Below are 25199 nucleotides of genomic sequence, written 5' to 3'. Positions count from 1 at the left end.
CCCTGACCGCTGGAGAATCCGGATCATGGGCGCGAAGCAAGGCGTGTCGCGACACGACACGCCTTACACAGTCCGGACGGTCCGGGGTTCTCCGGAGCCGGCACGCGGTGGGGCCCGCGCAGATGGCCTCAGCTCGCGGCCGCAGCGCGCTCCCCCACCCGCTGACCGACCACCGCGGACACGCCGTCCTGGCGCATCGACACCCCGTACAGGGCGTCCGCGATCTCCATGGTGCGCTTCTGGTGCGTGATGATCAGCAGCTGCGAGCTCTCCCGCAGCTGTTCGAACACGGTGAGCAATCGGCCCAGGTTGGCGTCGTCGAGCGCCGCCTCGACCTCGTCGAGGATGTAGAACGGGCTGGGGCGGGCTTTGAAGATCGCGACCAGCAGTGCCACCGCCGCCAGCGACCGCTCGCCGCCGGAGAGCAGCGACAGCCGCTCGATCTTCTTGCCGACCGGCCGGACCGCGACCTCGATGCCCGTCGTCAGCATGTCGTCGGGGTTGGTGAGCGAGATGCTGCCGGATCCGCCGGGGAACAGCAGCGGGAACACCTCGCCGAACGCCTGCTTGGTGTCTTCGAACGCGGCGGCGAAGATCGTCTGCATCCGCTCGTCGAGCTCGGCGATGATCGTGAGCAGGTCCTGGCGGGTCTTGGTGAGGTCGGCGAGCTGCTCGGTGAGGAACTTGTGCCGCTGCTCCAGCGCGGCGAACTCCTCGAGCGCCAGCGGATTGACCCGGCCCAGCTGGGCGAGCTTGCGCTCGGCATCCTTGAGACGCCGCTCTTGAATGCGCCGATCGAAGGGGATCGCGGTGTCCTCGGATTCGTCCTCCGCGCCGGGGTCCCGCGGAACCGGCTGGTCGGGGCCGTATTCGGCGACCAGTACGTCCTCGTCGAGCGCGAGTTCGGATGCCACCCGCTCGAGCAGGCTCGTCAGGTGCAGCTTCTTCTCGTGGATCTGCAGCTCCAGCCCGTGCACGCTCTCGGTGAGCCCCGCCAGCCGTTCGCGCAGTGAGGTCTCCTGAGCGCGGAGGGCGACGAGTTCCTCGTTGTGGGCGGAGCGCTCCGCCTCGGCCTCGGCCAGCGCGACCCTCGCCTCGGTGACGGATCGGTCGATCGAGTCGAGCACACGGGGCAGCTCCTCAGCGACGGCGGATGCCGCGGCGCGCTGCGCACGGCGGATGACGGCGCGGCGCGCCGCCTCGGCGGCCGCCTCCCGCTCCTGCTCGCGCTGCCGCTCCAGGGTGACCACGCGCGCCTGCGCGGCGCGCACCCGTTCGCGCAGCGTCTCCACCTCGAGCCGGGCACGCACCTCGCCTTCGCGGGCCGCCTCCAGCGCCTCCAGCAGGCCGTCGCGGGCGGACGCGTCGAGAACCGGTCGCGGCGCGGATTCGGCATCCTCGAGCTCGGCCTTCGCCTGCGCGGCCGCCTGCTCGGCGTCGGCGACCGCCGCCTGCGCCTGCGCGAGTCCCGCCTCCAGCCGCTCGCACTCGGCGGATGCCGCCTCGAACTGCACGGTGACCCGGTTGACCTGCTCGGTGTGCGTGGCGAGCGCGGCATCATGCTCGCGCAGTGCCCGCAGCGCGTCCTTCGAGGCGCGTCGCGCGTGCTCGACGCGGTCGGTCGCGTCCACACGCGCCTCACGCAGGCTGTCCACGATGACCCGGACCTCCGCGAGACGCTCGGTCGCGGCATCCCGTTCGGCGGCGAGCTCGAGCCGTGACGCCTCACCGGAGCCGGCGCGCACGGTGTGTGCGGTGATTACCTCGCCGGTGCGGGTCACCACGGTCGTGGTGGTGTCCTTCCTGGCATCCAGCTCTGCCCGCGCCGCCCTCGCCGACGGCAGGTCGTCGGCGATGAGGACGTGGGCCAGGATGCCGCGGACGCCGGTCGGCGCGTCGACGACGCCGACCGCGGGCACGGTGCCGGCGACGGCCGCCACCGGCTCGGGCACAGATGCCGGCGGTTCGGCGATCACGAAGTCGACGGTCCCGCGCGCGCCTCCGGTCGAGACCAGCCTGAACGCCTCGTCCTGGCCGTCGACGAGCACGCCCTCCGCGAGGGGTCCCAGCACGGCGGCGACGGCGGCCTCGTAGCCGGGCTGCACCTGCACCGAGTCGCCGACCAGGCCGCGCACGCCGGCGGCGCCGGAGGCGACGATCTCGGCGGCCCCGCCGGAGAGAGCGAGAGCACTGCTCAGCGCGGCGGCCTTGGCGGTCAACGCGTCGGCTTCGCGTTCGGCGTCGTGCAGCCGTTCGCGCAGCGCGTCGCGGTCGGCCTCCGCCGCGACGACCTGCTTCTGCGCCTCTTCGTAGGCGGCGGCGTACTCGGCGGCGGAGCCGTCTGGAGCCTCGGCGTCCTCGATGGCCTCCAGCGCCTCGGCCGCCTCCCGGCGGCGCGTGTGCGCGGCCTCGAGCGCGTTCTCCTGGCGCAGCACTGCGCCGCGCACCGCCGCCAGAGCGGATGCCGCGGCGTCGGCGTTCCCGCGCAGCGCCGTGAGACGCATGTCGTACTCCGACACCAGGGCGCTCTGTTCGGCGATGTCGACATCGAGGGTGTCGAGCTCCGCGCGGGCGTTCACCACCTCCCGGCTCGCAGCGGCGGCGGCATCCTGCGCGTCGCCGAGGCCCTCGGAGATGCGCGTGATCTCGTCCTTCGCCTCGTCGATGGTGTCCTGCGTGACGGTGATCGCGGTGACCGCGTCGTCGTCCTCGTTGCCGAGCAGGGCGAGACGCTGGTTGGCGAGTGTGAACAGGCTCCTGGTGCGCTCCTGCACCTGCTCCAGTCCGAACGCGACGCGACGGGCCTCGTCGACCGCAGCCGAGTTCTGCTGCTGCTCGAGGCGCTGGATGCCCGCGCGCACCGCATCGAGCTGCTCGGACAGCACCAGCCGTTCGGTGTGCCGCTCGTGCTCGGTGCGGGTGTGGTCGGCCAGGGCGGTCCGGAGTGCGACGACGTCATCCGCGAACAGCCGCGCCTTGGCGTCGCGCACGACCGCGGCGATGGTCTGTGCCTCGCGGGCGATCTCGGCCTGCCGCCCCAGTGGCTTCAGCTGACGCCGGATCTCGCCGGCCAGGTCGCTGAGCCGGGTGAGGTTGGTCTCCATCGCGTCCAGCTTGCGGAGGGTCTTCTCCTTGCGCCGGCGGTGCTTGAGGATGCCTGCCGCCTCCTCGATGAACCCGCGCCGGTCCTCGGGCGACGCCTGAAGCACGGTGTCCAGCCGGCCCTGACCGACGATGACGTGCATCTCTCGGCCCAGGCCTGAGTCACTCAGCAGCTCCTGCACATCGAGCAGACGGCAGCTGGAACCGTTGATCGCGTACTCGCTGGATCCGTTGCGGAACAGGGTACGGCTTATCGTCACCTCGGAGTATTCGATCGGCAGCGCCCCGTCGCTGTTGTCGATGGTGAGCTGCACCTCGGCGCGGCCGAGCGGCCCGCGGGTGGAGGTGCCCGCGAAGATGACGTCCTCCATCTTGCCGCCGCGGAGAGTCTTCGCCCCCTGCTCCCCCATCACCCAGGCGAGCGCGTCGACCACGTTCGACTTGCCGGAGCCGTTCGGGCCGACGATGCAGGTCACCCCCGGCTCGAACACGAAGGTGGTCGGCTGCGCGAACGACTTGAAGCCCTTCAGCGTCAGGCTCTTCAGATGCATGACGGCGCCTTCGGGGTCGGGTGGATCACGCGCCTACGCTACCCGAAGGCGCTGTGCCGGCTCGGCTCCCGCGCCGCGAAAATCCGCTTCACAACCGCGCGACACGCCGAGCCGGAAAGAAAAAGCTTGACGCGAGCTGAGAACTCTCGCTAACGTGACTCACCGATCGCCCTGAAAGGAGGTAACCGATGATGATCACGAAGCTCGACCCCCGCCACACCGGCTGGAACGGGTCGCCCGTGTACACGGCACTCCGCCACCTCTCGGTGACCTCCGTCGGCGTCCGCAGCGCCTGCTAGCAACAGCACTCGCCGCTGCCCGACCGCACACCGGACTCCTGTTCCGGTGACGGTCCGCGTCCGCTCTCCGAGCGTCGCCCTCCGCCCTCTTCGGGCCTCCTCGCCGCGTCGCGCCTTCCGTGCCGCACGCGCCCTCCCCTCGGATGCGCATCGCCTACGCGATGTCCCGGCATCCGTCCGCGCCTTTCCGCGCCGAATCAACCGACAGAAAGAGCACGATCGTGAACACGACTCTGCCGACCACCATGGAACGCACCCCCGAGACGGGCCGCAGCACGGCGCACCCGCCGGATACCGGGGATCGACAGATCCTCACCATCCCCGCCCAGGACGAGCAGCGCCGGCTGACGCCGGCTGAGCGTCTCAGCTTCCGCATCGGCCTGTGGCTCCTGCACCGCGGGATCCGCGCGGTCGAACGCGAGGAGCGCCTCGCGCCCCCGCCCGAACGGCCCCGGATCGACGGGCGCGAAGCCATGGCCCTGCTCACGTTCGACCTGCAGCGTCGGCTGCTCTGACCGAGGAGACGCCATGTCGATCCCCCTTCCCGCAGGAGCGACCCTGCATCCGCTCGAGCTTCCGGCCCGGGCGGATGCGGGGACCTCCCCGCTGATCCGCGAGTACGCCGCCGTGCGCAACGCGACGATCCTGGAGTCCACCGGCCGCGACGACGACGCGCTCACCGCCGAGGAGCTGCTGCCGACGCTGTACACCACGCCGGACCAGGAGCGGCGCCAGTGGTACGTCGAACTCGACGGCCGGATCGTCGGATGCTGTGCTCTGGACATCCTCAAGGACGACGGTGGACGCATGGCGCTCGCCATCGTCGCACTGCTCGACGAGGTCGCCGGGCGCGGCATCGGCTCCGCCGCGTACGCGCATGTGGAACGCATCGCGCGTGACGCCGGAGTGCGCAGCCTGCTGCACTGGAGCGAGCACCACGACGACGGCCCGGGGCGGACGCCGCTGGCTTCGCCGACCGGGTTCGGCACCGTGCCCGCCGACCGTTCCGCCCGATTCCTGGCCGCCAACGGCTACCGCTTGGAGCAGGTGGAGCGCGCCAGCGCGCTGGTGTGGACCGACGGCACCGCCGCACACCTGTCCGCACTGCGGGATGAGGCCGCGCGCCATGCGACGGAGTACCGCGTCGTGCAGTGGACGCTGCCCACGCCTTCGGAGTGGGTGGAGGGCTACGCGTGGATGAAGTCGCGGATGTCGACGGACGTCCCGGACGCCGACCTCGGCCTTCCGGAGGAGGTCTGGGATGCCGACCGCGTCGCCCGCCACGAGGAACGCTACGCGCAGAAGGGGTGGACGGTGCTCGTCACCGCCGCCCAGCACGTCGGCACCGGCGAACTGTGCGCGTTCAACGAGCTGGCGATGACGGCGGCGAATCCGGCATCCGCCACCCACCAGCACGACACGCTCGTGCTCGCCGACCACCGCGGCCACCGGCTCGGGATGCTCGTCAAGACCGCCGGGCTGCTCGGCTGGCGGCAGCGGCATCCGCTTTCGCCGAAGGTGATCACCTACAACGCCGAGGAGAACCGGCCCATGCTCTCCATCAACGAGGCCATCGGCTTCACCCCCGTCGCCTACGAAGGCGCCTGGAAGAAGGATCTGACATGACGACGCTCACCGACGAGCTCACCATCACCCCGCTCACCGTACCCGCGTCGCTGGACGCGGCGGACGCGGCGGACTTCCTCGCGTACGCGGAGCTGAACCGCCGCGTGTGCGAGCACGATGCCGGCATCGCCGAGCTCGCGCCGCCGGCGCAGGAGTTGCTGCCGGACTGGCTGGATTCCACCGACCGTCTGCAGAGCGGCTTCATCGCCCACCTGCAGGGCAGGATCGTCGGGACCGTGACGCTGTCGCTTCCGCAGGAGGAGGGCGCCACGACCGCCGAGTTCGATCTGCTGGTGGAGCCGGATGCCTGGGGCCAGGGCGTCGAGGAGGCGCTGCTGGCACTTGCGGAGGACGAAGCTCGGCAGCTCGGACGCACAAGCCTGCAGACCTGGACGCTGCACCGGCCCGGTGGGACCGGGCGCGCTCTGGTCCCGGCGACGGGGTGGGGGCGGGTGCACGAAACCGAGCTCAGCACGGCGCTGGAGACGGCGGGCATGCAGCTGGAGCAGGTCGAGCGCACCAGCGAGTTCGACCTGCGCGGAGACCTGACCCCGGTCGAGGCGCGGCTCGCCGACGCGTTGGCCGTGGCGGGGCCGGACTACCGGATCGTGTCGTGGACGCTGCCGACGCCGCCCGAGCTGCAGGACGGCTATGCGCGTGTGCTGTCACGGCTGGCGACCGACGTTCCCAGCGGTGACCTCGCCGTGGACGAGGAGCAGTGGGATGCCGAACGCGTGCAGCGCCGCGACAAGCGGTTCGCCGACAGCGGGCAGACCGTGTCGGTCGCCGCGGTGGAGCACGTCCCGTCCGGGGCACTGGTGGCGTACAACCAGCTGGTGATCGGCTCCGACCTGACCGGTGTCACCCACCAGTTCGGGACGCTCGTGCTTAAGGAGCACCGCGGACACCGGATCGGGACGATCGTGAAGTGCGCGAACCTGCTGCGCTGGCGCGGGATCGCGCCGGAGTCGCCGCGGGTGCTGACGTTCAACGCCGAGGAGAACCGTCCGATGCTGGACATCAACGAGGCGATCGGCTTCGTGCCCGTCTCCTACGCCGCGGCCTGGCAGAAGCGGCTGGACTGAGCGGTCGATTCGTCGAGCGCACGGGAAGCCGCCGAGTGCACGGTCTGCCGACGCCGGCATGCCGTGCACTCGGCGCGATGCCGTGCACTCGGCGGGCGGGCCGGCGGCACGCCGGGGTCAGCGGCGGCGCTGGCAGCGCGGGCAGTAGTGCGACGACCGGTTCATGAACGCCTCGCGGCGGATCGGGCCGCCGCAGCGCGGGCACGGCCGGCCGCCGCGCCCGTACGCGTTGAGCGAGTGCGCGAAGTACCCGGCCTGCCCGTTAACGTTCACGTACTGGGCGTCGAAGCTGGTGCCACCCTCGGCGAGGGCCTTCTGCAGCACGAGTCGCACCTCACCCATCAGGCGGCGCACCGCCTGGGCGGAGAGGGCGCGGCCGTGGGTCTCGGGGTGGATCCGTGCGGCCCACAACGACTCGTCGGCGTAGATGTTGCCGATGCCGCTGACCAGCGTCTGGTCGAGCAGGATGCGCTTGATCGCGCTGGAGCGGCCGCGGACGGCATCCGTGAATCGACGCTCGTCGAAGGCGGGGTCGAGCGGGTCCCTGGCGATGTGCGCCACCTGCGACGGCGCACGCGGCACGTCGCTGCCGAAGCCGCCGGGCGCCCCGTCGGCGGTGGGCAGCAGCGGGTCGACGGCGAGGGAGCCGAACGTGCGCTGGTCGGAGAACACCACGGCGAGCCGGCCGTGCTGCGGATGCTCGATGTGCACGCGGACCCGCTCGTGGCGCTCGGCTCCGGCATCCGGCGCCCGCAGCAGCATCTGCCCGCTCATGCCGAGGTGGGCGATGATCGCCTCATCGTCGCCGTCCAGCGGCATCCAGAGGAACTTGCCCCGGCGCGCGGCGGCGGTGATCGACCGCCCCTCCAGCCGGCCGACGAAGTCGACGGCGCCGCCGGGATGTCGGGTCAGGGCCCGCTCGTCGAAGACGTCGACCGCGGCGATCCTGGCACCCACGACGGCGGGTGCGAGACCGGAGCGGACGACCTCGACCTCGGGCAGCTCAGGCACGGTCGCTGAGCTGCCGCCATGCGGTGAGAGCGGCCGACATCTCGGCGGTCTTCTTGCTGCTGCCCTGTCCGGTGCAGGCGAGCTCGCCCACGGTGACCGTGGCGGTGAACACCCGGTCGTGGTCCGGTCCGGCCGACACGACCGAATACATCGGCGGCGGGCAGCCCAGGCGGGCGGCGAGCTCCTGCAGGCTCGTCTTGGGATCCATCGCCGCACCGTACCGCTCCGGGTCGGCCAGCAGCGGTGCGGTCAGCCGCAGCACGAGTTCGGTGGCGGCGTCCGGGCCGGCCGACAGGAAGGCGGCACCGAAGACGGCCTCCATCGTGTCGGCGAGGATCGAGTCCTTGTCGCGGCCGCCGGTGAGCTCTTCACCGCGACCGAGCCGGAGATGCCGGCCCAGCCCGATGCCGCGGGCGACCTCGGCGAGGGCGACGGTCGAGACGACGCTCGCGCGCCGCTTCGCCAGTTCCCCCTCGTCGAGGTCGGGGTGCGTCGTGAACAGCATCACCGTCACCGCGAGCCCGAGCACGGAGTCGCCGAGGAACTCCAACCGTTCGTTGTGCGGGATGCCGCCGTGCTCGTACGCGTAGGAACGATGCGTCAGAGCTCGTTCGAGGAGCTGCTCGTCGATGTCGACGCCGAGCTCCTCGGTGAGAGGCCTCTCCCCCGCAGGGACCTCCGTCACGATCGCCGGATCAGACGTCGGCGACCTTGCGGCCCTTGTACTCGAGGAACAGCTCGGTGCCCTGCGAGTCGGTGACGACCTTCGCCTGGTGGGGGCGGCTGTAGACGACCTTGCCGTTCTCGACGGTCTTCACCAGAGTGGGTGCCTCGGCCTTCCACTGGGCGCGACGGCTGCGCGTGTTCGAACGGGAGACCTTGCGCTTCGGGGGGTTACCAGCCATTACTAGCTCTCTTCTTTCTCGGCGGCGCGGCCATCTGCCTCGCCGTCCTGGTCTGTGATCTGTCGGAGCGCGCTCCACCGAGGATCGATGGGAGCGGTGCTCTCTGCTCCGGCGCTTCCGGTCAGCTTCTCGCCCGTGTTCGGGTCGAGACCCGGGCAGTCCGGCTGACACACCGGCTGAAATGGAAGCGACAACACGATCGCATCCCTGACGAGAGTTTCAAGATCCACGTGGTCGTCTTGAACCTCGAAGTCAGTTTCTTCCTCACCAGGATACGCGAAAAGCTCCTGGAACTCGACTTCGACAGGCGCGGTGATGTCGGTGAGGCAGCGTCCGCACACTCCGGTGTAGTCGGAATCCGCCGTCCCGGACACCAGGATGCCCTCGTGCACGGACTCCAGACGCACGTCGAGGTCGACGGTCTCGCCCTCCTCGACCACGACGATCCCCTCCCCCCATTTCTCGGGAAGGGTGACCTGGAAGCGGTGCTCGCGCATCTCCCCCGGCTTGCGGACGATGTCGCGCACGGGCAGGACGAAGGGGCCGTTCACTCGGGATTTCACCCCGCCATGCTACCCGCCGGCACAGCGTCCGAGGGCCGGAAGAGCCGTCGGAGGGGTGTTCAGAGCCCTCGCGCGCCGGTGTCGAGGAACGCGGCCACCGCCGGCGGCACGAACGGCGACACGTCGCCGCCGAGCGACGCCACCTGCCGCACCAGCGAGCTGGACACCAGCGCGTGCGCGGGGTCGGGCAGCAGGAACACCGTCTCGATGTCGGCGAGGTGCCGGTTGACGATCGCCATCGGCGATTCGTACGCGACGTCCACCTGCGAGCGGATGCCCTTCACCAGCACGCCCGCGTTCACGTCGCGCGCGTAGTCGACGAGCAGACCCATGCTCCACGACCCGACGATGATGTGACCGCCGATGCCGGCGTCGGCGATGGACTGCTCGAGCAGGCTGAGGCGCTGCGCGATCGGCAGCATCGCCTCCTTGCCCGGATTGTGCACGACGAGCACGTGCAGTTCGTCATAGAGGCGCGCCGCTCGGCGGATCACGTCGAGGTGGCCGAGGGTGGGCGGGTCGAAGGAGCCAGGGACGACGGCGATCCGGCTGTTCACATCGACTCCTTCTGTCGCTGAGGACGTGACATGCTGCCAGCCTATGACACCCGTGCGTGTCACCCCTGAACGGGTCAGTTCTTTGCGAGGGCCGCGCGGTCGGCGTCGGTGACGCGCCGCTCGATGGCCGCACGCAGCCCGGCATGCCGCTCCAGCGTCGGATCCTCGGACAGGATGCCGGCGGCGAGCTCCCGCGCCCGGGAGATGAGTCCCGCGTCCTTGACGACCCGCAACAGCCGCAGCGACGACTTCACGCCGGACTGCGCGGCGCCCAGCACGTCACCCTCGCCGCGCAGGCTGAGGTCGACCTCCGCGAGTTCGAAGCCGTCCAGCGTCGCCGCAACCGCCTCGACGCGCTCACGCGCGAGCGTGCCCGCTTCGGCCTCGGTGACGAGCAGGCAGAGACCGGCGTGCTCGCCGCGGCCGACCCGCCCGCGCAGCTGATGCAGCTGGGAGACACCGAACCGGTCGGCGTCCAGGATCACCATGGTGGACGCGTTGGGCACGTCGACACCCACCTCGATCACGGTGGTCGCGATGAGCAGGTCGATCTCGCCCCGCGCGAACGCCTGCATCACGGCATCCTTCTGCTCGGCGGGCATCTTGCCGTGCAGCACCGCGCGGCGCACCGCGGACAGATCCGGATGTGTGGCGAGCAGCTCGTCGAGCTGCACGACCCCCCAGCGGGGGCCGGTGCCGGCCGTGTCGGGCGGGGGCTCGTCGCCGGCCTCGACGGAGTCCTTGGTGGTGTCGATGGCAGCGCACACCGCGAACACCTGCCGCCCCTCGGCGATCTCCTCGGCGGCCCGCTGCCACGCCCGCACGAACAGCTGAGGGCGGTCGGCGAGCGGCACGACGTGCGACTGGATGCCGGCCCGCCCCGCCGGCATCGACCGGATCACCGAGGTGTCGAGGTCACCGAACACCGTCATCGCGACGGTGCGCGGGATGGGCGTCGCAGTGAGCACCAGCGCGTGCGGACTGGTGCCCTTGGCCCGGAGCGCCTCGCGCTGCTCGACGCCGAACCGGTGCTGCTCGTCGACGACCACCAGGGCGAGGTCGGCGAACGTGGTCTTCTCCGCCAGCAGAGCATGGGTGCCGATCACGATCAGCGCCTGCCCCGATGCCACGCGCAGGGCCGCCTTGCGCCGGTCGGCGGCGGGCATCTGCCCTGTGAGCAGCGTCGGCATGAGCCGCGCGGACAGGTCGGGTCCGAGCATCTTCGCGATCGAGCGCAGATGCTGACCCGCGAGCACCTCGGTCGGGGCGATCAGCGCCGCCTGCCCCCCGCTCTCGGCCACCTGCAGCATCGCGCGCAGCGCGACGAGCGTCTTGCCTGAGCCGACCTCGCCCTGCACCAGCCGGTTCATCGGCCGGTCGCCGGCGAGATCCGCGGCGATGTCGTGGCCCACCTCGCGCTGATCGGGCGTGAGCGTGAACGGCAGCGTGGCGTCGAAGCGCTCCAGCAGCCCACCCGCGGATGCCGGGCGCGGTGTGGCGGTGAGGGCGCGCACCTGCTCGCGCTGCTGCAGCAGCGCCGCCTGCAGGGTGAGCGCCTCGTGCGCCCGGAGGGTGCGCACCGCGGGGTCGATGTCGTTGCGGTGGCGGGGACGATGGATGCCGTTGAGCGCGTCCCTGGCCGTGAGCAGCCCTTCGGAGACCCGCAGCGACTCGGGCAGCGGGTCGGGCACCGTGCCGAGGTCGTCGAGCACGTGCGAGGTCAGCTTGGCGATCTGCCAGCTCTGCATCGCCGACGTGGCCGGGTAGATCGGGATCGGGATGTTCGCCCTGGCGTCGGCGCTGCGGCGTGCCGCGTCCTCGTCGTCGAACAGCTCGTACTGCGGGTGCGCGAACTGCGTGACCTCGTTGAACTTCCCCACTTTGCCGGAGAACACACCGCGGCGTCCGACCGCCAGCTCGTTCTGCCGCCACTCGGCCTGGCGGGTCCCTTTGGCGAAGAAGGTCAGCGACATGCGCCCCACGCCGTCGCCGATGATGACCTCGAGCATCGCGCCCGGCCTGTTCCGCATGGTGCGCACGGTCGACGACAGCACCTCCGCGACGATCGTGACCGTCTCGCCGACCGGGAGATCGCGGATGGGCGTGAGCTCACCCGGGTCGGCGTACCGGCGCGGGTAGTGCGCGAGCAGGTCGCCGACGGTCTTCATCCCGAACGCGCGCTCGAGGGTGCGCGCGCTCCCCGTGCCGAGCGCCTCGCTCAGGCGCGTGTCGAGCTCGAAGGGCATGCTCCGAGTCTATGGATGCCGTCGGACGTCGCGCGTCGGTGTCGTATCGTGAACGGGTGACGAGGATCATCGCCGGCGCCGCCCGAGGTGCCCGCTTGGACGTCCCTGGTTCCGGCACCCGTCCGACCAGCGATCGCGTGCGCGAGTCTCTGTTCGGCGCACTGGAGTCGATGGACGCGATCGACGGCGCGCGCGTGCTCGATCTCTACGCCGGCAGCGGTGCGCTCGGCCTCGAGGCGTGGAGCCGCGGCGCGGCCGCCGTGGATCTGGTCGAGCGCGCGCGGCCCGCGGTGCAGATCGTGGAGCGCAACGCCGCTCTGGTGGCGAAGGCACTGGGAGGTGCGCAGCCGGGTCGGTCGCCGGCGAAGGTCCATCAGAGCACGGTGCAGGCGTTTCTGGCGCGTGCCGCCGGACCGTACGATCTGGTGTTCACCGATCCGCCCTACGACCTGACCGACGCGGCGATGACGGCGGACCTGACCGCGCTCGCTCCACTGCTCTCTCCCGACGCCGTGGTCGTCGTCGAGCGTGCGCGGCGCTCCACGGCCCCCGACCTGACCGCGGCCGGGCTCGAACTGCTCCGCGAGAAGGTCTACGGCGACACCGCGGTGTGGTGGGCGGAACCCGCTCGCTGACCCGATCCTCGGTGCCGACCCGCTCCCGCCGCGCCGGCGGATTCCGGGCTCAGGACGCGACGCCGTCCCAGTCCCGGTACGGGTCCCATCCGGCGTGGGCGACCGGGGCGCCGTCGACCAGCAGGCTCTCGGCACCGCGCTCCCGCACCGCGCCGATCCGCCGGAACCCCGGCGGGAGCGCGTCTGAGGGGAACGCAGCGAGCAGTCCGTGATCCTCTCCCCCGGCGAGAGCGCGCGCTCGGTCCCCGCCGAACGCGAGCGCGTCGAGCACAGCGCCGTCCAGGTCGATCGTCACGCCGGATGCCTCCGCGAGGCGCGAGGCGTCCAGTGCCAGGCCGTCCGAGACGTCCATCAGCGCGCTGGCGCCCGCCGCGGCGGCGACCGGCCCGAGTCCGATCGGCGGAGCGGGACGCAGCTGCGTGTCCAGGGCGCGGCGCTGGTCGGCATCCAGCACGGTCCTGTCGACCGGCACCGGCGTGTCACCGTCGCGGAAGCGACGGAACAGCACCTGCAAGCCGGCGGCCGCCGCGCCGAGCTCCCCCGCCAGCGCCACCACGTCACCCGGTCGTGCGCCGGCCCGCGTGACCGCCGGCCGCCCGCCGAGGTCGCCGAGCGCGGTGACCGCGATCATGAGCAGGTCGGAGACGGTCAGGTCACCGCCGACGACGGCACAGCCCGGCGCGAGAGCCGCGCACGCCTCGCGGAAGCCGTCCGCCATGGCCGCGACGAACGACAGCCGCGTGTCGCGAGGGACCGCGAGGGAGACGAGCAGAGCTGTCGGCGTCGCGCCCATGGCGGCGACGTCGGCCAGGTTGACGGCGGCGGCCTTCCAGCCCAGGTCGTATCCGCTGGACCAGGCCAGGCGGAAGTCGGGCCCGTGCACCAGCGTGTCGGCGGTGGCCACCACCGTTCCGGACGGCGCCGCGACGAGGGCGGCGTCGTCACCGGGTCCGATCAATGCATGCGAGGCGGGTGCCGTGCGGGCCAGGATCTCGCGCAGCACCGTTCCCTCCGAAATGTCGCCGATGCGCGGGTCGTCGTGTGGGTCGGATGCCATGCCGACAACGGTAGCCTGGAAGCATGCCCCGCCGTTTCGCCGCCCTCGTCGGTGCGCTGACACTGCTGGTGCTGACCGGTTGCGCGGGCACCGTGCACCTCGAGCCGGCGCAGGACGCGAACAACCCGGCCTGCGCCGAGGTGACCGTGCGGCTTCCGGATTCCATCGCGGGGCAGGATCGCCGGTGGACGGATGCCCAGGCGACCGGCGCGTACGGCGACCCCACGGCCGTGATCATCTCGTGCGGCGTCGCCGTGCCGGGCCCGACCAGCGACCTGCAGTGCGTGACGCTCGAGGGCGTGGACTGGCTGGTGGACGAGTCGGAATCACCGATGCTGCGGATGACCACGTACGGCCGCGATCCGGCGGTGCAGGTGTTCGTCGACACCGCAGAAGTGAGTTCGAACGAGGTGCTCACCAGCAGCGCGCTGGTATCCGCGATCCGGATGATCCCCGCCGACGGCGAATGCACCGCCCCGGACGAGCTGGTCCAGTAGCACACACGGGTTACGCCGGCGTCATGGGATCCTAAATCTGCTCCGAGGCGCCTCCCACCGGAGTTCGCCTCCCATGACAGCCGTCGTCCCCGGCCGTCGACCGGCTCGGGGACCTCGGCGCAGGCGCGCTAGCGGCGCAGGCCAGCCTCGACCAGCTCGGTGATCAGCTCGCTGTACGACAGGCCGGAGGCGATCCAGCACTTCGGGAACATCGAGATCGGGGTGAACCCGGGCATGGTGTTCAGCTCGTTGACGACGAGCTCGCCCGCCGGCGTGAGGAACATGTCCACGCGCGCCAGCCCGCGGCCGTCCACCGCCTCGAAGGCGCGCGCACCGACATCCTGCACCGCGGCGATCTCGTCGTCGGTGAGCTGTGCGGGGCAGACCACGTCGACGCCGTCGCCCCCGAGGTACTTGCCCTCGAAGTCGTAGAAGCCGCGAGACGTGAGCACGATCTCTCCCGGCAGCGAGGCGCGGACGCCCTCCGCCCCCTCGAGGATCGCCACCTCGATCTCCCTGCCGACTATGCCGGTCTCGACGAGCACCTTCTCGTCCTCCGCGAACGCGATCGCGAGGGCGTCGTCGAGTTCGCCCGGTTCGGTCACCTTGGACACGCCCACGCTGGATCCCGCCCTGGCGGGCTTGACGAACACGGGCAGCCCGAGCTCGGCGATGGCGGCGCGCAGCGGCGATGCGTCGGACTCCCAGGCGCGGCGGCGCACCGTCACCCATGGCGCGACCGCGATGCCCGCCGCCTGCAGGGCGACCTTCATGAAGTGCTTGTCCATGCACAGCGCGGAGTCGAGCACCCCACCCCCTGCGTAGGGCACCTCGAGGGTGTCGAAGAACCCCTGGATGGTGCCGTCCTCACCGTGCGTGCCGTGCAGGATGGGCAGCACCACGTCGACCTCGCCGAACTCCTCGACGGAGCCGTCGCCGTGCACGACGCGCAGCACGCGGTCGCCTCCCGGCTCGGGCCAGCGGACACGGGTGCCGTTGTCGGCCACCTCGGGCAGACGCTCGGCGTCGAGGGCGAACTTCCCCGGGTCGTCCTCCTCGAGCACGAACGCGCCCTCGCGGGTGAGCCCGACCGGGATCACCCGATAGCGGTCACGATCGATCGCCGCCAGCACCCCGCCCGCCGTGGCGGAACTGATCGAATGCTCGCTGGAACGCCCGCCGAAGAGCACCACCACCGTCTGCCTGTCCAAAATTGGTCCTCTCCTCCTGGGGCGTGTCGTCGTCCGTGGTCAGGTGGGGCGCGATGTCGCGGGGGTCCATCTTCCCGTCGAGCACCATCTTCACCTGCTCCACGATCGGCATGTCCACCTCGGCTTCGCGCGCCAGCTGCAGCACGGGTGCGACGGATGCCAGGCCCTCCGCGGTCTGCTCCATCTGCTTGACGACGTCCTGGAAGCTGTACCCCTGGCCGAGCAGCCGACCGGCCGTGTTATTGCGGCTGAGCGGGGACTGGCACGTGGCGATGAGGTCGCCCAGCCCCGCCAGACCCTGCAGCGTCTCGGGGCGCGCGCCGTTGGCCACCGCGAAGTCGGTCATCTCGACCAGCCCGCGCGTGATGATGGAGGCCTTGGTGTTCTCGCCGTACCCGACGCCGTCGACGATCCCGATCGCCACCGCGATGAGGTTCTTCAGCACACCGCCGAACTCGGTGCCGATGACGTCGGTGTTGACGAACGAGCGGAAGTAGCGGTTGCGCGCGGTGCGTGCGACCGCGTCGGCGGTGTCCTGGCTGCGCGACGAGATCACCGCGGCGGTGGGCTGCTCGCGCGCGATCTCCAGGGCGAGGTTCGGACCGGATGCCACCGCGATGCGCGCCGGGTCACAGCGCAGTTCCTGCTCGATGACCTGGCTCATGCGCAGGCCGGTGGAGCGTTCGACGCCCTTCATCAGGCTGACGACCGGGCCGTCCGTGCCCTCCAGCAGCGGCCGCAGCGCCTTCAGGTTCTCCCGCAGTGACTGGCTGGGAACGGACAGGTACACCTGCTCCACACCGTCCAGCGCACGCGCGAGCTCGTGGGTGGCGCGCATGGTGCGGGGAAGGTTGATGCCCGGCAGGTACTTCGAGTTGCGCTTGGCTTCGTCGATCTCGTGCGCGAGCTCGGCGCGCCGCGCCCACATCGTGACCTGTGCACCGCCGTCGGCGAGGATCTTGCCGAACGTGGTGCCCCAGCTGCCCGCGCCGATGACGGCCACACGTGGTCCGGGCGGGGTCGACATCCGCTTATGAATCAAGTCGCCCCGTCTCCTTCTGACCGTGATCGGACGGATTCCAGCGCTGCGGCGGCGCCTTCTCGTCGCGGATCTGCTCGAGAAGCGCCGTGATGGCGTCCATCAGCCGTCGGGTGGCCTCGGTGAGCGCGGCCTGATCACCGGCACGGCCGCGGAGGTCGGACAGGTCGATCGGGTCGCCGACGACGATCTGCACGGGCTTGCGCGGCGGCCAGAAGCTGATCCCCTTCTGGTAGCGGCCCATGATCCACTGCGTACCCCACTGGGCCATCGGGATGAGCGGGATGTCGGCGGTCAGCGCGAGGCGCACCGCACCGGTCTTGCCGCGCATCGGCCACAGGTCAGGGTCGCGGGTGAGGGTGCCCTCGGGGTACACGATCACCCCACGGCCGTGCTCGACGAGGTCCCGCGACTGCGTCATGGTCTGCTTCGCGGCGGACGCCGACGACGCTCTGGCGACCGGCACCATGCCGGTGCGGCGCAGGATCCAGCCCACCACGGGGATCCGGAACAGACTCTCCTTCGCCATGAAGCGCGGCAAGCGCTTCATGCGCCACACCGCCACCGCGACGATGATCGGGTCGAGCTCAGAGTAGTGGTTCGGCGCAAGCACGTAGGCGCCCTCCCGGGGAAGCTTCTCCCGCCCGACGATGGTCATCCGGCACAGGTACGAGACCACGGGCAGGACGAGGGCGGCGAGCGGCCAGAACAGGCTCGGCCGGCTCCGTTCGGACTGTGCCATCAGATCACCGGATGACGTCGAAGTCCGCGCCCAGAGCCTGCAGCTTGTCGAGGAAGTTCTCGTAGCCGCGGCTGAGGATGTCGACACCCGACACCTTCGACTCGCCCTCGGCGGTCAGCGCGGCGATGACGTGGCTGTAGCCGCCGCGGAGGTCGGGCACCACGATGTCCGCGGCGTGCAGCGGCGTGGGCCCGGTGATCACCGCGGCCTGCTCCAGCTCACGGCGCGGCACGCGACGCGGGCCGTCCTGCAGGCCGTGCGGGTGCACGACGATGTCGGCGCCCATCTGCACCAGCGCCTGCGTGAAGCCGAACCGGTTCTCGTAGACGGTCTCGTGCACGATCGAGCGGCCAGCCGCCTGGGTCAGCGCCACGATGAGCGGCTGCTGCCAGTCGGTCATGAAGCCGGGGTGCACGTCGGTCTCGACGATGACCGGCTTGAGCTCGGTGTCGCGACGGAAGAGGATGCCGTCCTCCTGCACGTCGAACCAGCCGCCGGCCTTGCGGAACACGTTCAGGAACGTCAGCATCTCCTGCTGACGGGCGCCCGCGACGAAGATCTCGCCGTCGGTCGCCAAGGCGGCGCACGCCCAGGAGGCGGCCTCGTTGCGGTCGAAGATGCAGCGGTGGTCGTACCCGCGCAGCTGCTCGACGCCCTCGATGAGGATCACCCGGTTGGGCTCGTAGGAGATGATCGCGCCCATCTTCTGCAGCACCGCGATGAGATCCATGATCTCCGGTTCGATGGCCGCGTTGCGCAGTTCGGTGGTGCCCTGTGCGCGCACCGCGGTGAGCAGCACCTGCTCGGTGGCGCCCACGCTCGGGTACGGCAGGTGGATGTTCGCGCCTTTGAGTCCGTTCGGCGCCGAGAGGCGGATGCCGCTGGGCTGCTTCTCGACGACCGCGCCGAACTTGCGCAGCGCGTCGAGGTGGAAGTCGATGGGGCGGTCGCCGATGCGGCATCCGCCGAGGTCCGGGATAAACGCCTGCCCCAGCCGGTGCAGCAGAGGTCCGCAGAACAGGATCGGAATGCGGGAGGCACCGGCGTGCGCGTCGATCTCCTCGTAGTGCGCGGATTCGACTGCGCTCGGGTCCAGGATCAGCGAGCCGGGCTCATCGCCCTCGGAGACGGTCACGCCGTGCACCTCGAGCAGGGAGCGGACGACTGCCACGTCGCTGATGGCCGGAACATCGCGGAGGATGCTGGTCGTCTCCCCGAGCAGCGAAGCCACCATCGCCTTCGTGGCGAGGTTCTTCGCACCCTTCACGTCGACGGTGCCGCGCAGCGGCCTTCCCCCGCGGATCGCGAGGACGGAGCCGGCCGGAGCCGACGTCTCGTCGGTGGTTGCGTCGCGCAGGGGTGTCGTCATGCGGGCCTCTTCTTCATCGGGACGTGCGCGGCGGTCGCCGCGAGGTCTTCGTGTTCTGGCGTCGGGTGCCGCCCGGGCTTGTGGCCCTCGGCCCACCCCGCCCTCGTCCTAGCGGACGGGGAGCGTACGTGGCCGCCACGACTCGCGGCGGGCCTCGAACTGAGCGATCTTGTCTTCGTTGCGCAGCGTGAGCCCGATGTCGTCGAGCCCTTCGAGGAGCCGCCACCTAGTGTAATCGTCGATCCCGATGGGCACCTGAAACAGGGTCCCTGAGCCTGTCGAAGGGCCGATGGACGCGGTCCGCTCGACCAGGTCGACAGTGATCTCGCGGCCCGGCTGCTCGTCGATCAGCGTCCAGATCCGCTCGATGTCGGCCTCATCGACGGTCGCCGCGAGCAGTCCCTGCTTGCCCGCGTTGCCGCGGAAGATGTCGGCGAAGCGCGGGCTGAGCACGACCTTGAAGCCGAAGTCGCGCAGCGCCCAGACGGCGTGCTCGCGGCTGGAGCCGGTGCCGAAGTCCGGGCCCGCAACGAGCACCGATGCCCCCTGGAACGGCGCCTGGTTGAGCACGAAGTCGGGGTCTTGACGCCAACCGTGGAACAGTGCGTCGTCGAAACCGGTCTTGGTGACCCGCTTCAGGAAGACCGCGGGGATGATCTGGTCGGTGTCGACGTTCGAGCGCTTGAGCGGAGCGGCGATGCCGGTGTGCGTGGTGAACTTCTCCATGATCAGGCTCCCACCTTCTCGGTCGTCGCTTCGCCTCGCTCGGATGTCGCCGGAGCGGCATCCAGGTCGACGAGGTCGCTCGGGCTGGACAGCGTGCCGCGGATCGCGGTCGCAGCCGCGACCAGCGGCGAGACCAGGTGGGTGCGGCCGCCCTTGCCCTGCCTGCCCTCGAAGTTGCGGTTCGAGGTCGACGCGCAACGCTCCCCCGGTGCGAGCTGGTCGGGGTTCATGCCCAGGCACATCGAGCAGCCGGCGAAGCGCCATTCGGCCCCGAAGTCCTCGACGATCCTGTCGATGCCCTCCGCCTCGGCCTCCAGCCGCACGCGGGCGGAGCCGGGGACGACCATGACACGGACGCCCTCGGCCTTCTTCTTGCCGTTGATGATCGACGCGAAGGCGCGCAGGTCCTCGATGCGGCTGTTGGTGCAGGAGCCCATGAACACCGCGTCGACCCGGACCTCCTTCAGCGGCGTGCCGGGGGTGAGGTCCATGTACTGCAGCGCGCGCTCGGCGGCGGCGCGCTCGCTCGGGTCGGTGAAGTCGGCCGGGTCGGGGACGGATGCCGACAGCGACACGCCCTGACCGGGGTTGGTGCCCCAGGTGACGAACGGCTCGAGCTCGTTCGCGTCGATGAACACCTCCGCGTCGAAGGTCGCGCCCTCGTCGGTGGGGAGGGTGCGCCAGTACGCGACAGCGTCGTCCCAGTCCTGCCCCTGCGGGGCGTGCGGACGCCCCTTGAGGTACGCGAAGGTGGTCTCGTCGGGGGCGACCATGCCGGCGCGCGCACCCGCCTCGATCGACATGTTGCAGATGGTCATGCGGCCCTCCATGGAGAGCGCGCGGATCGCGCTGCCGCGGTACTCGAGCACGTAGCCCTGTCCGCCGCCGGTGCCGATCTTCGCGATCACGGCGAGGATGATGTCCTTCGCGGTGACCCCGGGCTTCAGCTCGCCCTCGACGTTGATGGCCATGGTCTTGAACGGCTTCAGCGGCAGCGTCTGGGTGGCCATGACATGCTCGACCTCGCTGGTGCCGATGCCGAACGCCATCGCGCCGAACGCGCCGTGCGTCGAGGTGTGGGAGTCGCCGCACACCACGGTGATGCCGGGCATGGTGAGCCCCAGCTGGGGGCCGACGACGTGCACGATACCCTGCTCCGCATCACCCAGGGAGTGGATGCGCACACCGAACTCGGCGGCGTTGCGGCGCAGCGTCTCGATCTGAGTGCGGCTGGTCAGGTCCGCGATCGGCTTGTCGATCGCGAGCGTCGGCGTGTTGTGATCCTCGGTCGCGATCGTGAGGTCGACGCGGCGCAGGGGACGGCCCTCTGCGCGGAGGCCGTCGAAGGCCTGCGGGCTCGTCACCTCGTGCACCAGGTGCAGGTCGATGTAGATCAGGTCGGGTTCGCCGTTCTCGCCCTTGACGACGAGGTGGTCGTCCCAGACCTTCTCGGCAAGGGTGCGGGGACGGGTGGGCGTGTCGGTCTGTGCGGTGGTCATGGTCGCTGTCTCCTGGGTTTCGATCCGGCCCATGCGTGACGCCGCGACGAGGAAGGCCTTAGATCGAGGTCTCGCCGCGGCCGCTAAGGAGAAGGACCGTTCGCATTCCGTCAGATTACCACTGCCGCGGGACGGGGACGGTCGGAGCCCGGGCTGCACCTCCGCGTAACAGGAAGTCGCATTCGCGCGGAGACGGCCGTGCGCGTGGCAACCTCAGGTCGTTCCGTTCCGCCAGATCCCCGGAGAGACCGATGCCCGCGAACACCGCACGCTTCGCCACGAAAGCGGTCCATGCCGGACGCGAGCGCACTGCGGCACGCAGCCGCGCCACACCCATCTACCTCACCGCCGGGTTCGAGTTCGACGACTTCGATCAGGCCGCCGACCACTTCGGCACGGGCAGCGGATACGGGTACACCCGCTCGGGAAACCCCACGGTGCGGGCGGTGGAGCATCAGCTCGCCGCGCTGGAGTCCGGTGCGGATGCCGTGCTGCTGGGCAGCGGGCAGGCCGCCGTCGCCACCGCGCTGCTGACCGTCGCCGGTGGCGGGGATCACATCGTGTGTTCCACTCATATCTACGAGGGCACCCGCGGTCTGCTGCTGGACAGCCTCGCGCGCCTCGGCGTCGAGACGACGTTCGTCGACGACATCGCCGACCCCGACGCGTGGCGCGCCGCGATCACGCCGCGCACCACCGCGTTCTTCGCGGAGTCGATCGCGAACGCCCGAAACGACATCCTCGACGTGCGCGCCGTCAGCGACGTCGCCGCCGAGATCGGTGCGCCGCTGGTGGTGGACAGCACCCTCGCTACGCCGTTCCTGCTGCGGCCGCTCGAGCACGGCGCCGCGATCGTCGTGCACTCGGCGTCGAAGTTCCTGGCCGGCCAGGGCTCCGTGCTCGGCGGCGTGATCGTCGACGACGGTCGCTTCGACGCCGCACGATCCGGGCACCTCGCACCGCATCTCGTGCTGCCGGGCCGCAACGGCGCCCCGAGCTTCGCCGAACGCCACGGCGGCCTGGCCAGGATCGCGTACGCACGGGAGACGATCGCGCCCCGGTTCGGCGCCACGCCGTCGCCGCTGAACGCGTTCCTGATCGGTCAAGGCGCCGAGACGCTCGGGCTGCGCGTCGAGCGCCAGTCGCAGAACGCCCTGGCCGTGGCGCGCTGGCTGAACGCGCACGACGCGGTGGAGTCGGTCGACTACGCGGGCCTCGAGTCGCACCCGCACCACGCGCTCGCCGAGCAGTACCTGCAGGGCGGGTACGGGTCGATCTTCACGTTCACGCTCCGCGGGGGCCTCGCGGCGGCGCGCCGCTTCGTGGAGGCGGTGCAGGTGTTCACGCACATGACGCATATCGGCGATGTGCGCTCGCTCGTCCTTCACCCGGGGACCACCAGCCACAGCCAGCGGACCGACGACGAGCGCGCCGCGCTCGGGGTGGCGGAGGGGACGCTGCGGCTGTCGATCGGCATCGAGGACGTCGCCGACCTGCTCGAGGATCTCGAGCGCACCCTGGCTGTGGCCGACGTGCGCGCGGAGGCCTGAGACACCCCGCGCGCACGTCGTGCGTCACTCCACCCGGGTGGCGGCCGCCGCCTGCTTCTTCTCGCGGCCGGACGCGATCAGGCTGGCGGCGGTGGCGACCAGCATGGACGTCAGGATGACACCGAGCGAGACCATGTTGTTGATGTCAGGCACCCATTCGACGTGGTGACCGCCATTGATGAACGGCAGCTCGTTTACGTGCAGGGCGTGCAGGATCAGCTTCACGCCGATGAACCCGAGGATGACCGCGATGCCGTAGTGCAGGTAGCGCAGGCGGTCGAGCAGGTCGCCCAGCAGGAAGTACAGCTGGCGAAGGCCCATCAGCGCGAAGATGTTCGCGGTGAAGACCAGGAAGCCGTTCGTGGTGATCTCGAAGATCGCCGGGATGGAGTCGATCGCGAACATGAGGTCGGTGATGCCGATCGTGATGAACACGATGATCATCGGCGTCCACATCCGCTTGCCGTCGACGGTGGTGCGCAGTCGTGCCCCGTCGTAGCCGTCACTGATGTCGATGCGGCGGCGCAGCACGCGGACGATGAACGTCTCGCGCTTGACCTCGTCCTCGTGGTGCTCCTCGTCGGGCATCGCCTGACGGATGGCCGTCCAGATCAGGAACGCACCGAAGATGTAGAAGATCGGCGAGAAGTTCTCGATCACGGCGACGCCGACCAGGATGAACAGCCCGCGCAGGATCAGGGCGATGATGATGCCGACCATCAGCACCTGCTGCTGCAGGCGGCGTGGCACCGAGAACTGGGCCATGATCAGCACGAAGACGAACAGGTTGTCGATGGACAGGCTGTACTCCAGCGCCCAGCCGGTGATGAAGTCCCCGGCGTTGGTCCAGCCGCCCACACTGCCCAGCAGCACCGCGAACAGCATCGCCAGGGCGACGTAGAACACCACCCACAGGGTGGACTCCTTGGTGGACGGGATGTGCGGGCGCAGCTTGATGAGCAGCAGATCCGCGATGAGGATGACCGTGAGGACGATCATCGAGGTGATCTCGAACCAGATGGGGATGGTCAAGGGCGTACCAGCACCTTTCGAAAGGGTTGATGAGAACCGAAAGTCTCTCCCCCGCACGGTGTGTGCGTCGCGCGTCCGGAGCAGCGATGGCGGTGCTCGTGATGACGAAACGCGCGGAAGCGGGATACTCCCTCTCGCGACTGCCATCCTATCGGAGCCGTCATGCCGTGGTGAAACCGCCGGAGTCTGAGACGATGGGGCATCCTTCGACACTCTCCAGCGAGAGACAGGACAGAGGCGGATGCCGATGCGCAGCGAAGACCAGGAGCGGGCCGAACGCGCCGCGAGCGGGGACCAGGAGGCCTTCCGCACGATCTATCGCGACTACGTGCGACCGGTGTACTGGATCGCGCACGGCATCCTCGGCTCGACCGCGGACGCCGAGGACGTCACGCAGGAGACGTTCGTCGTCGCCTGGCGGAAACTCCCCGGGCTGGAACTGGTCGGCGCTTCCCTGCTGCCGTGGCTCGCGACGATCTGCCGGTTCCAGGCCGCGAACCGCCTGCGCGTGATCCGCCGTGACCGAGCCAACACCGCCGACGCCGTCCAGGACGAGGTGGCCGACACCGTGAGCGTGGAGGACCAGGTGATCTCCGCCGCCCTCGCCGAACGGATCGCCCTCGAGGTCGGTTCGCTCGGGGAGTTGGACGCCGAGGTGTTCCGGCTGTGCGTCGTGGAGGGCTACGCGTATCAGGCCGCCGCCGAACGCCTCGGGGTCAGCCACGCGGTGGTCCGCAACCGTCTCTCCAGGGTGCGCACGCGGTTGCGCGGCGCCGTGAGGGAAGTGAGAGACGCATGAACGACACCACGGGAATCGCGCTGCCCCCGCTCGGGGACGAGGCGGTGACGCGCATCGAGCGCGCGGTGTTCGACGAGATCGCCGACGACGCGCCGCGCGCCACGACATCCGTCCCCCATAGGCGGAAGTGGCCGATCGTGCTCGCCGTCGCGGCGGCGTTCGTCATCGGAGTCGTCGTCTCCCCGCCGCTGCTGTCGTCGATCGTGCAGGTCGGGACGTCCGCATCCGAGTCCGCGCCGGATTCCGTCGGCGGGAGCGACGCCGGGGCGTACACGGCCGACAAGCCGGTCACGGAGGCGGACCGCAGCGCGGGAGGGCAGGTCGACACGGCCGTCCCCCCTGTGCCGGGTGCCGACGAAACGGCACAGCGCGACATCATCACCACGGCGGTCGTCGTCCTGCAGGTCTCCGACGTGCAGGACGCGGCCGATGCCGTCGGCCGGCTGGCCGAGGAGCACGACGGGTACGTGGAATCCGCGTCGGTGGGATCTTCCGACTCTGTGGAGACGACGGTGCCGGCCCCAGAGGCCCCGGAGAGCGGGACGGGGCGGGTGGCCATCCGCATCCCGGCCGAATCGCTCGAGGAGGTGCTCGGCGCGCTCGGAGACCACGGCGAGGTGCTGCGGTCGTCGGTGTCCCGCGAGGATGTCACGTCGGTCGCCGTGGACCTGCGCGCGAGGGTCGACGCGGCGCGGGCGTCCGTGGCGCGGCTGACCGAGTTGATGTCGAAATCGGGCTCGCTGTCCGATCTGATCGCGGCGGAGACCGCACTGAACGAGCGTCAGGCCCAGTTGGAGGCGTACGAGCAGGAGCTCAAGCGGCTGGACGAGCAGGTGGCGATGTCGACGGTGACCGTCGAACTCGCCGAACGCGCCGCCACGGCGAAGGCCGACCCGGCCGGGTTCACCGACGGACTGCTCGCCGGCTGGAACGGACTCATCGCCGCCCTGAACGCCGTCGTGGTCGCGCTCGGCTTCGTGCTCCCCTGGCTCGTGCCGGTGGCGCTCGTGCTGCTGGTGTGGTGGCTGGTGCGCCGCCGAGCCGACCGACGACGCACCTCCGCGGCCGCAGATCGTTGATCTTCCGGGGTATACAAGA

23 protein-coding genes are annotated in these 25199 nt (G+C 70.5%); 8 read left to right on the top strand and 15 right to left on the bottom strand.

Features of this window, described 5'->3' with window-relative positions; all coding sequences use genetic code 11:
• Positions 1–128: 128 nt before the first annotated feature.
• Positions 129–3653, bottom strand: a complete 3525-nt coding sequence (gene smc, locus RIF65_RS03315; RefSeq protein ID WP_309064449.1) for a chromosome segregation protein SMC — start codon at positions 3651–3653, stop codon at positions 129–131.
• 520 nt (positions 3654–4173) lie between these two features.
• Here smc and RIF65_RS03310 point away from each other — a divergent pair.
• From RIF65_RS03310 to RIF65_RS03300, 3 genes are read left to right on the top strand one after another with little or no spacing between them, the layout of a single operon-like run.
• The gene (locus RIF65_RS03310) at positions 4174–4467 is read left to right on the top strand and encodes a hypothetical protein (RefSeq protein WP_309064450.1); all 294 of its coding nucleotides are present in this window, start codon (positions 4174–4176) and stop codon (positions 4465–4467) included.
• A gap of 13 nt (positions 4468–4480) precedes the next feature.
• On the top strand, positions 4481–5578 hold the full coding sequence (locus tag RIF65_RS03305; protein ID WP_309064451.1) for a GNAT family N-acetyltransferase: 1098 nt from the start codon (positions 4481–4483) through the stop codon (positions 5576–5578).
• Positions 5575–6663, top strand: coding sequence for a GNAT family N-acetyltransferase (locus tag RIF65_RS03300; RefSeq protein ID WP_309064452.1), 1089 nt, complete (start codon positions 5575–5577; stop codon positions 6661–6663). Before RIF65_RS03305 ends, RIF65_RS03300 begins: the two co-directional genes overlap by 4 nt.
• A 117-nt stretch (positions 6664–6780) precedes the next feature.
• On the opposite strand, the gene mutM is transcribed toward RIF65_RS03300, so the two are convergent.
• The 6 genes from mutM to RIF65_RS03270 form a co-directional block, all read right to left on the bottom strand.
• The gene (gene mutM / locus RIF65_RS03295; protein WP_309064453.1) at positions 6781–7674 is read right to left on the bottom strand and encodes a bifunctional DNA-formamidopyrimidine glycosylase/DNA-(apurinic or apyrimidinic site) lyase; all 894 of its coding nucleotides are present in this window, start codon (positions 7672–7674) and stop codon (positions 6781–6783) included.
• Positions 7667–8359 (bottom strand): ribonuclease III, encoded by a 693-nt coding sequence (gene rnc, locus RIF65_RS03290; protein ID WP_309064454.1) that lies wholly within the window; start codon positions 8357–8359, stop codon positions 7667–7669. Before rnc ends, mutM begins: the two co-directional genes overlap by 8 nt.
• 10 nt (positions 8360–8369) lie before the next feature.
• A complete protein-coding gene (gene rpmF / locus RIF65_RS03285; protein WP_127818873.1) occupies positions 8370–8579 on the bottom strand; it encodes a 50S ribosomal protein L32 in 210 nt (69 codons plus the stop codon).
• Between the two features lie 2 nt (positions 8580–8581).
• Positions 8582–9076, bottom strand: a complete 495-nt coding sequence (locus RIF65_RS03280) for a YceD family protein (protein WP_309064455.1) — start codon at positions 9074–9076, stop codon at positions 8582–8584.
• 125 nt (positions 9077–9201) lie between these two features.
• A complete protein-coding gene (coaD, locus tag RIF65_RS03275) occupies positions 9202–9699 on the bottom strand; it encodes a pantetheine-phosphate adenylyltransferase (RefSeq protein ID WP_309064456.1) in 498 nt (165 codons plus the stop codon).
• A 74-nt stretch (positions 9700–9773) separates the two neighbouring features.
• Positions 9774–11945, bottom strand: coding sequence for an ATP-dependent DNA helicase RecG (locus tag RIF65_RS03270; protein ID WP_309064457.1), 2172 nt, complete (start codon positions 11943–11945; stop codon positions 9774–9776).
• Between the two features lie 56 nt (positions 11946–12001).
• Here RIF65_RS03270 and rsmD point away from each other — a divergent pair, with 56 nt between their 5' ends.
• On the top strand, positions 12002–12580 hold the full coding sequence (gene rsmD, locus RIF65_RS03265; protein WP_309064458.1) for a 16S rRNA (guanine(966)-N(2))-methyltransferase RsmD: 579 nt from the start codon (positions 12002–12004) through the stop codon (positions 12578–12580).
• 49 nt (positions 12581–12629) lie between these two features.
• Here rsmD and thiL read toward each other — a convergent pair whose 3' ends face one another.
• A complete protein-coding gene (thiL, locus tag RIF65_RS03260) occupies positions 12630–13637 on the bottom strand; it encodes a thiamine-phosphate kinase (RefSeq protein WP_309064459.1) in 1008 nt (335 codons plus the stop codon).
• Positions 13638–13660: 23 nt separating this feature from the next.
• Here thiL and RIF65_RS03255 point away from each other — a divergent pair, with 23 nt between their 5' ends.
• Positions 13661–14134: a DUF3515 family protein gene (locus RIF65_RS03255; RefSeq protein WP_309064460.1), complete on the top strand. Its 474-nt coding sequence runs from the start codon at positions 13661–13663 to the stop codon at positions 14132–14134.
• Positions 14135–14262: 128 nt separating this feature from the next.
• Here RIF65_RS03255 and RIF65_RS03250 read toward each other — a convergent pair whose 3' ends face one another.
• The 6 genes from RIF65_RS03250 to leuC form a co-directional block, all read right to left on the bottom strand.
• On the bottom strand, positions 14263–15345 hold the full coding sequence (locus RIF65_RS03250; RefSeq protein WP_309064461.1) for a D-alanine--D-alanine ligase family protein: 1083 nt from the start codon (positions 15343–15345) through the stop codon (positions 14263–14265).
• On the bottom strand, positions 15245–16372 hold the full coding sequence (locus RIF65_RS03245) for an NAD(P)H-dependent glycerol-3-phosphate dehydrogenase (RefSeq protein WP_309064462.1): 1128 nt from the start codon (positions 16370–16372) through the stop codon (positions 15245–15247). The genes RIF65_RS03250 and RIF65_RS03245 overlap by 101 nt, the downstream gene beginning before the upstream one ends.
• A 4-nt stretch (positions 16373–16376) precedes the next feature.
• Positions 16377–17126 carry a lysophospholipid acyltransferase family protein gene (locus RIF65_RS03240; RefSeq protein WP_309064463.1) on the bottom strand — a complete coding sequence of 250 codons (750 nt, stop codon included), beginning with the start codon at positions 17124–17126 and terminating at the stop codon, positions 16377–16379.
• Positions 17127–17130: 4 nt separating this feature from the next.
• Positions 17131–18495 (bottom strand): UDP-N-acetylglucosamine 1-carboxyvinyltransferase, encoded by a 1365-nt coding sequence (gene murA / locus RIF65_RS03235; protein ID WP_309064464.1) that lies wholly within the window; start codon positions 18493–18495, stop codon positions 17131–17133.
• 108 nt (positions 18496–18603) lie between these two features.
• The gene (leuD, locus tag RIF65_RS03230) at positions 18604–19221 is read right to left on the bottom strand and encodes a 3-isopropylmalate dehydratase small subunit (protein ID WP_309064465.1); all 618 of its coding nucleotides are present in this window, start codon (positions 19219–19221) and stop codon (positions 18604–18606) included.
• A gap of 2 nt (positions 19222–19223) precedes the next feature.
• Entirely contained in the window at positions 19224–20720 is a 1497-nt protein-coding gene (gene leuC / locus RIF65_RS03225) for a 3-isopropylmalate dehydratase large subunit (RefSeq protein WP_309064466.1), read from the bottom strand.
• 251 nt (positions 20721–20971) lie between these two features.
• Between leuC and RIF65_RS03220 the strand changes: the two genes are divergently transcribed.
• The gene (locus RIF65_RS03220) at positions 20972–22270 is read left to right on the top strand and encodes an O-acetylhomoserine aminocarboxypropyltransferase/cysteine synthase family protein (protein ID WP_309064467.1); all 1299 of its coding nucleotides are present in this window, start codon (positions 20972–20974) and stop codon (positions 22268–22270) included.
• A gap of 24 nt (positions 22271–22294) precedes the next feature.
• Here the strand turns inward: RIF65_RS03220 and RIF65_RS03215 are convergent, their stop codons facing one another.
• On the bottom strand, positions 22295–23302 hold the full coding sequence (locus RIF65_RS03215; RefSeq protein ID WP_309064468.1) for a TerC/Alx family metal homeostasis membrane protein: 1008 nt from the start codon (positions 23300–23302) through the stop codon (positions 22295–22297).
• 241 nt (positions 23303–23543) lie between these two features.
• Here RIF65_RS03215 and RIF65_RS03210 point away from each other — a divergent pair, with 241 nt between their 5' ends.
• Together RIF65_RS03210 and RIF65_RS03205 are read left to right on the top strand one after the other, a co-directional pair.
• Positions 23544–24101, top strand: coding sequence for an RNA polymerase sigma factor (locus RIF65_RS03210; RefSeq protein ID WP_309064469.1), 558 nt, complete (start codon positions 23544–23546; stop codon positions 24099–24101).
• Positions 24098–25180 carry a DUF4349 domain-containing protein gene (locus RIF65_RS03205; protein ID WP_309064470.1) on the top strand — a complete coding sequence of 361 codons (1083 nt, stop codon included), beginning with the start codon at positions 24098–24100 and terminating at the stop codon, positions 25178–25180. The genes RIF65_RS03210 and RIF65_RS03205 overlap by 4 nt, the downstream gene beginning before the upstream one ends.
• Positions 25181–25199: the final 19 nt, after the last annotated feature.

It is taken from the genome of Microbacterium sp. (genome assembly GCF_031180975.1).
Taxonomy (GTDB): Bacteria; Actinomycetota; Actinomycetes; order Actinomycetales; family Microbacteriaceae; genus Microbacterium.
Note: the sequence above shows the minus strand (reverse complement) of the source record. Positions and strands in the feature narration are given on the sequence as shown.

What these genes read in the sequence shown, in the direction of transcription:
- RIF65_RS03255 (WP_309064460.1), top strand. Translation starts at nt 13,661, where the DNA reads ATGCCCCGCCGTTTCGCCGCCCTCGTCGGTGCGCTGACACTGCTGGTG.
- RIF65_RS03210 (WP_309064469.1), top strand. Translation starts at nt 23,544, where the DNA reads ATGCCGATGCGCAGCGAAGACCAGGAGCGGGCCGAACGCGCCGCGAGC.
- RIF65_RS03270 (WP_309064457.1), bottom strand. Translation starts at nt 11,945, where the DNA reads ATGCCCTTCGAGCTCGACACGCGCCTGAGCGAGGCGCTCGGCACGGGG.
- murA (WP_309064464.1), bottom strand. Translation starts at nt 18,495, where the DNA reads ATGACGACACCCCTGCGCGACGCAACCACCGACGAGACGTCGGCTCCG.
- RIF65_RS03300 (WP_309064452.1), top strand. Translation starts at nt 5,575, where the DNA reads ATGACGACGCTCACCGACGAGCTCACCATCACCCCGCTCACCGTACCC.
- RIF65_RS03205 (WP_309064470.1), top strand. Translation starts at nt 24,098, where the DNA reads ATGAACGACACCACGGGAATCGCGCTGCCCCCGCTCGGGGACGAGGCG.
- RIF65_RS03305 (WP_309064451.1), top strand. Translation starts at nt 4,481, where the DNA reads ATGTCGATCCCCCTTCCCGCAGGAGCGACCCTGCATCCGCTCGAGCTT.
- leuD (WP_309064465.1), bottom strand. Translation starts at nt 19,221, where the DNA reads ATGGAGAAGTTCACCACGCACACCGGCATCGCCGCTCCGCTCAAGCGC.
- RIF65_RS03245 (WP_309064462.1), bottom strand. Translation starts at nt 16,372, where the DNA reads ATGTCGACCCCGCCCGGACCACGTGTGGCCGTCATCGGCGCGGGCAGC.
- RIF65_RS03280 (WP_309064455.1), bottom strand. Translation starts at nt 9,076, where the DNA reads ATGCGCGAGCACCGCTTCCAGGTCACCCTTCCCGAGAAATGGGGGGAG.
- smc (WP_309064449.1), bottom strand. Translation starts at nt 3,653, where the DNA reads ATGCATCTGAAGAGCCTGACGCTGAAGGGCTTCAAGTCGTTCGCGCAG.
- RIF65_RS03240 (WP_309064463.1), bottom strand. Translation starts at nt 17,126, where the DNA reads ATGGCACAGTCCGAACGGAGCCGGCCGAGCCTGTTCTGGCCGCTCGCC.
- RIF65_RS03220 (WP_309064467.1), top strand. Translation starts at nt 20,972, where the DNA reads ATGCCCGCGAACACCGCACGCTTCGCCACGAAAGCGGTCCATGCCGGA.
- rpmF (WP_127818873.1), bottom strand. Translation starts at nt 8,579, where the DNA reads ATGGCTGGTAACCCCCCGAAGCGCAAGGTCTCCCGTTCGAACACGCGC.
- thiL (WP_309064459.1), bottom strand. Translation starts at nt 13,637, where the DNA reads ATGGCATCCGACCCACACGACGACCCGCGCATCGGCGACATTTCGGAG.
- leuC (WP_309064466.1), bottom strand. Translation starts at nt 20,720, where the DNA reads ATGACCACCGCACAGACCGACACGCCCACCCGTCCCCGCACCCTTGCC.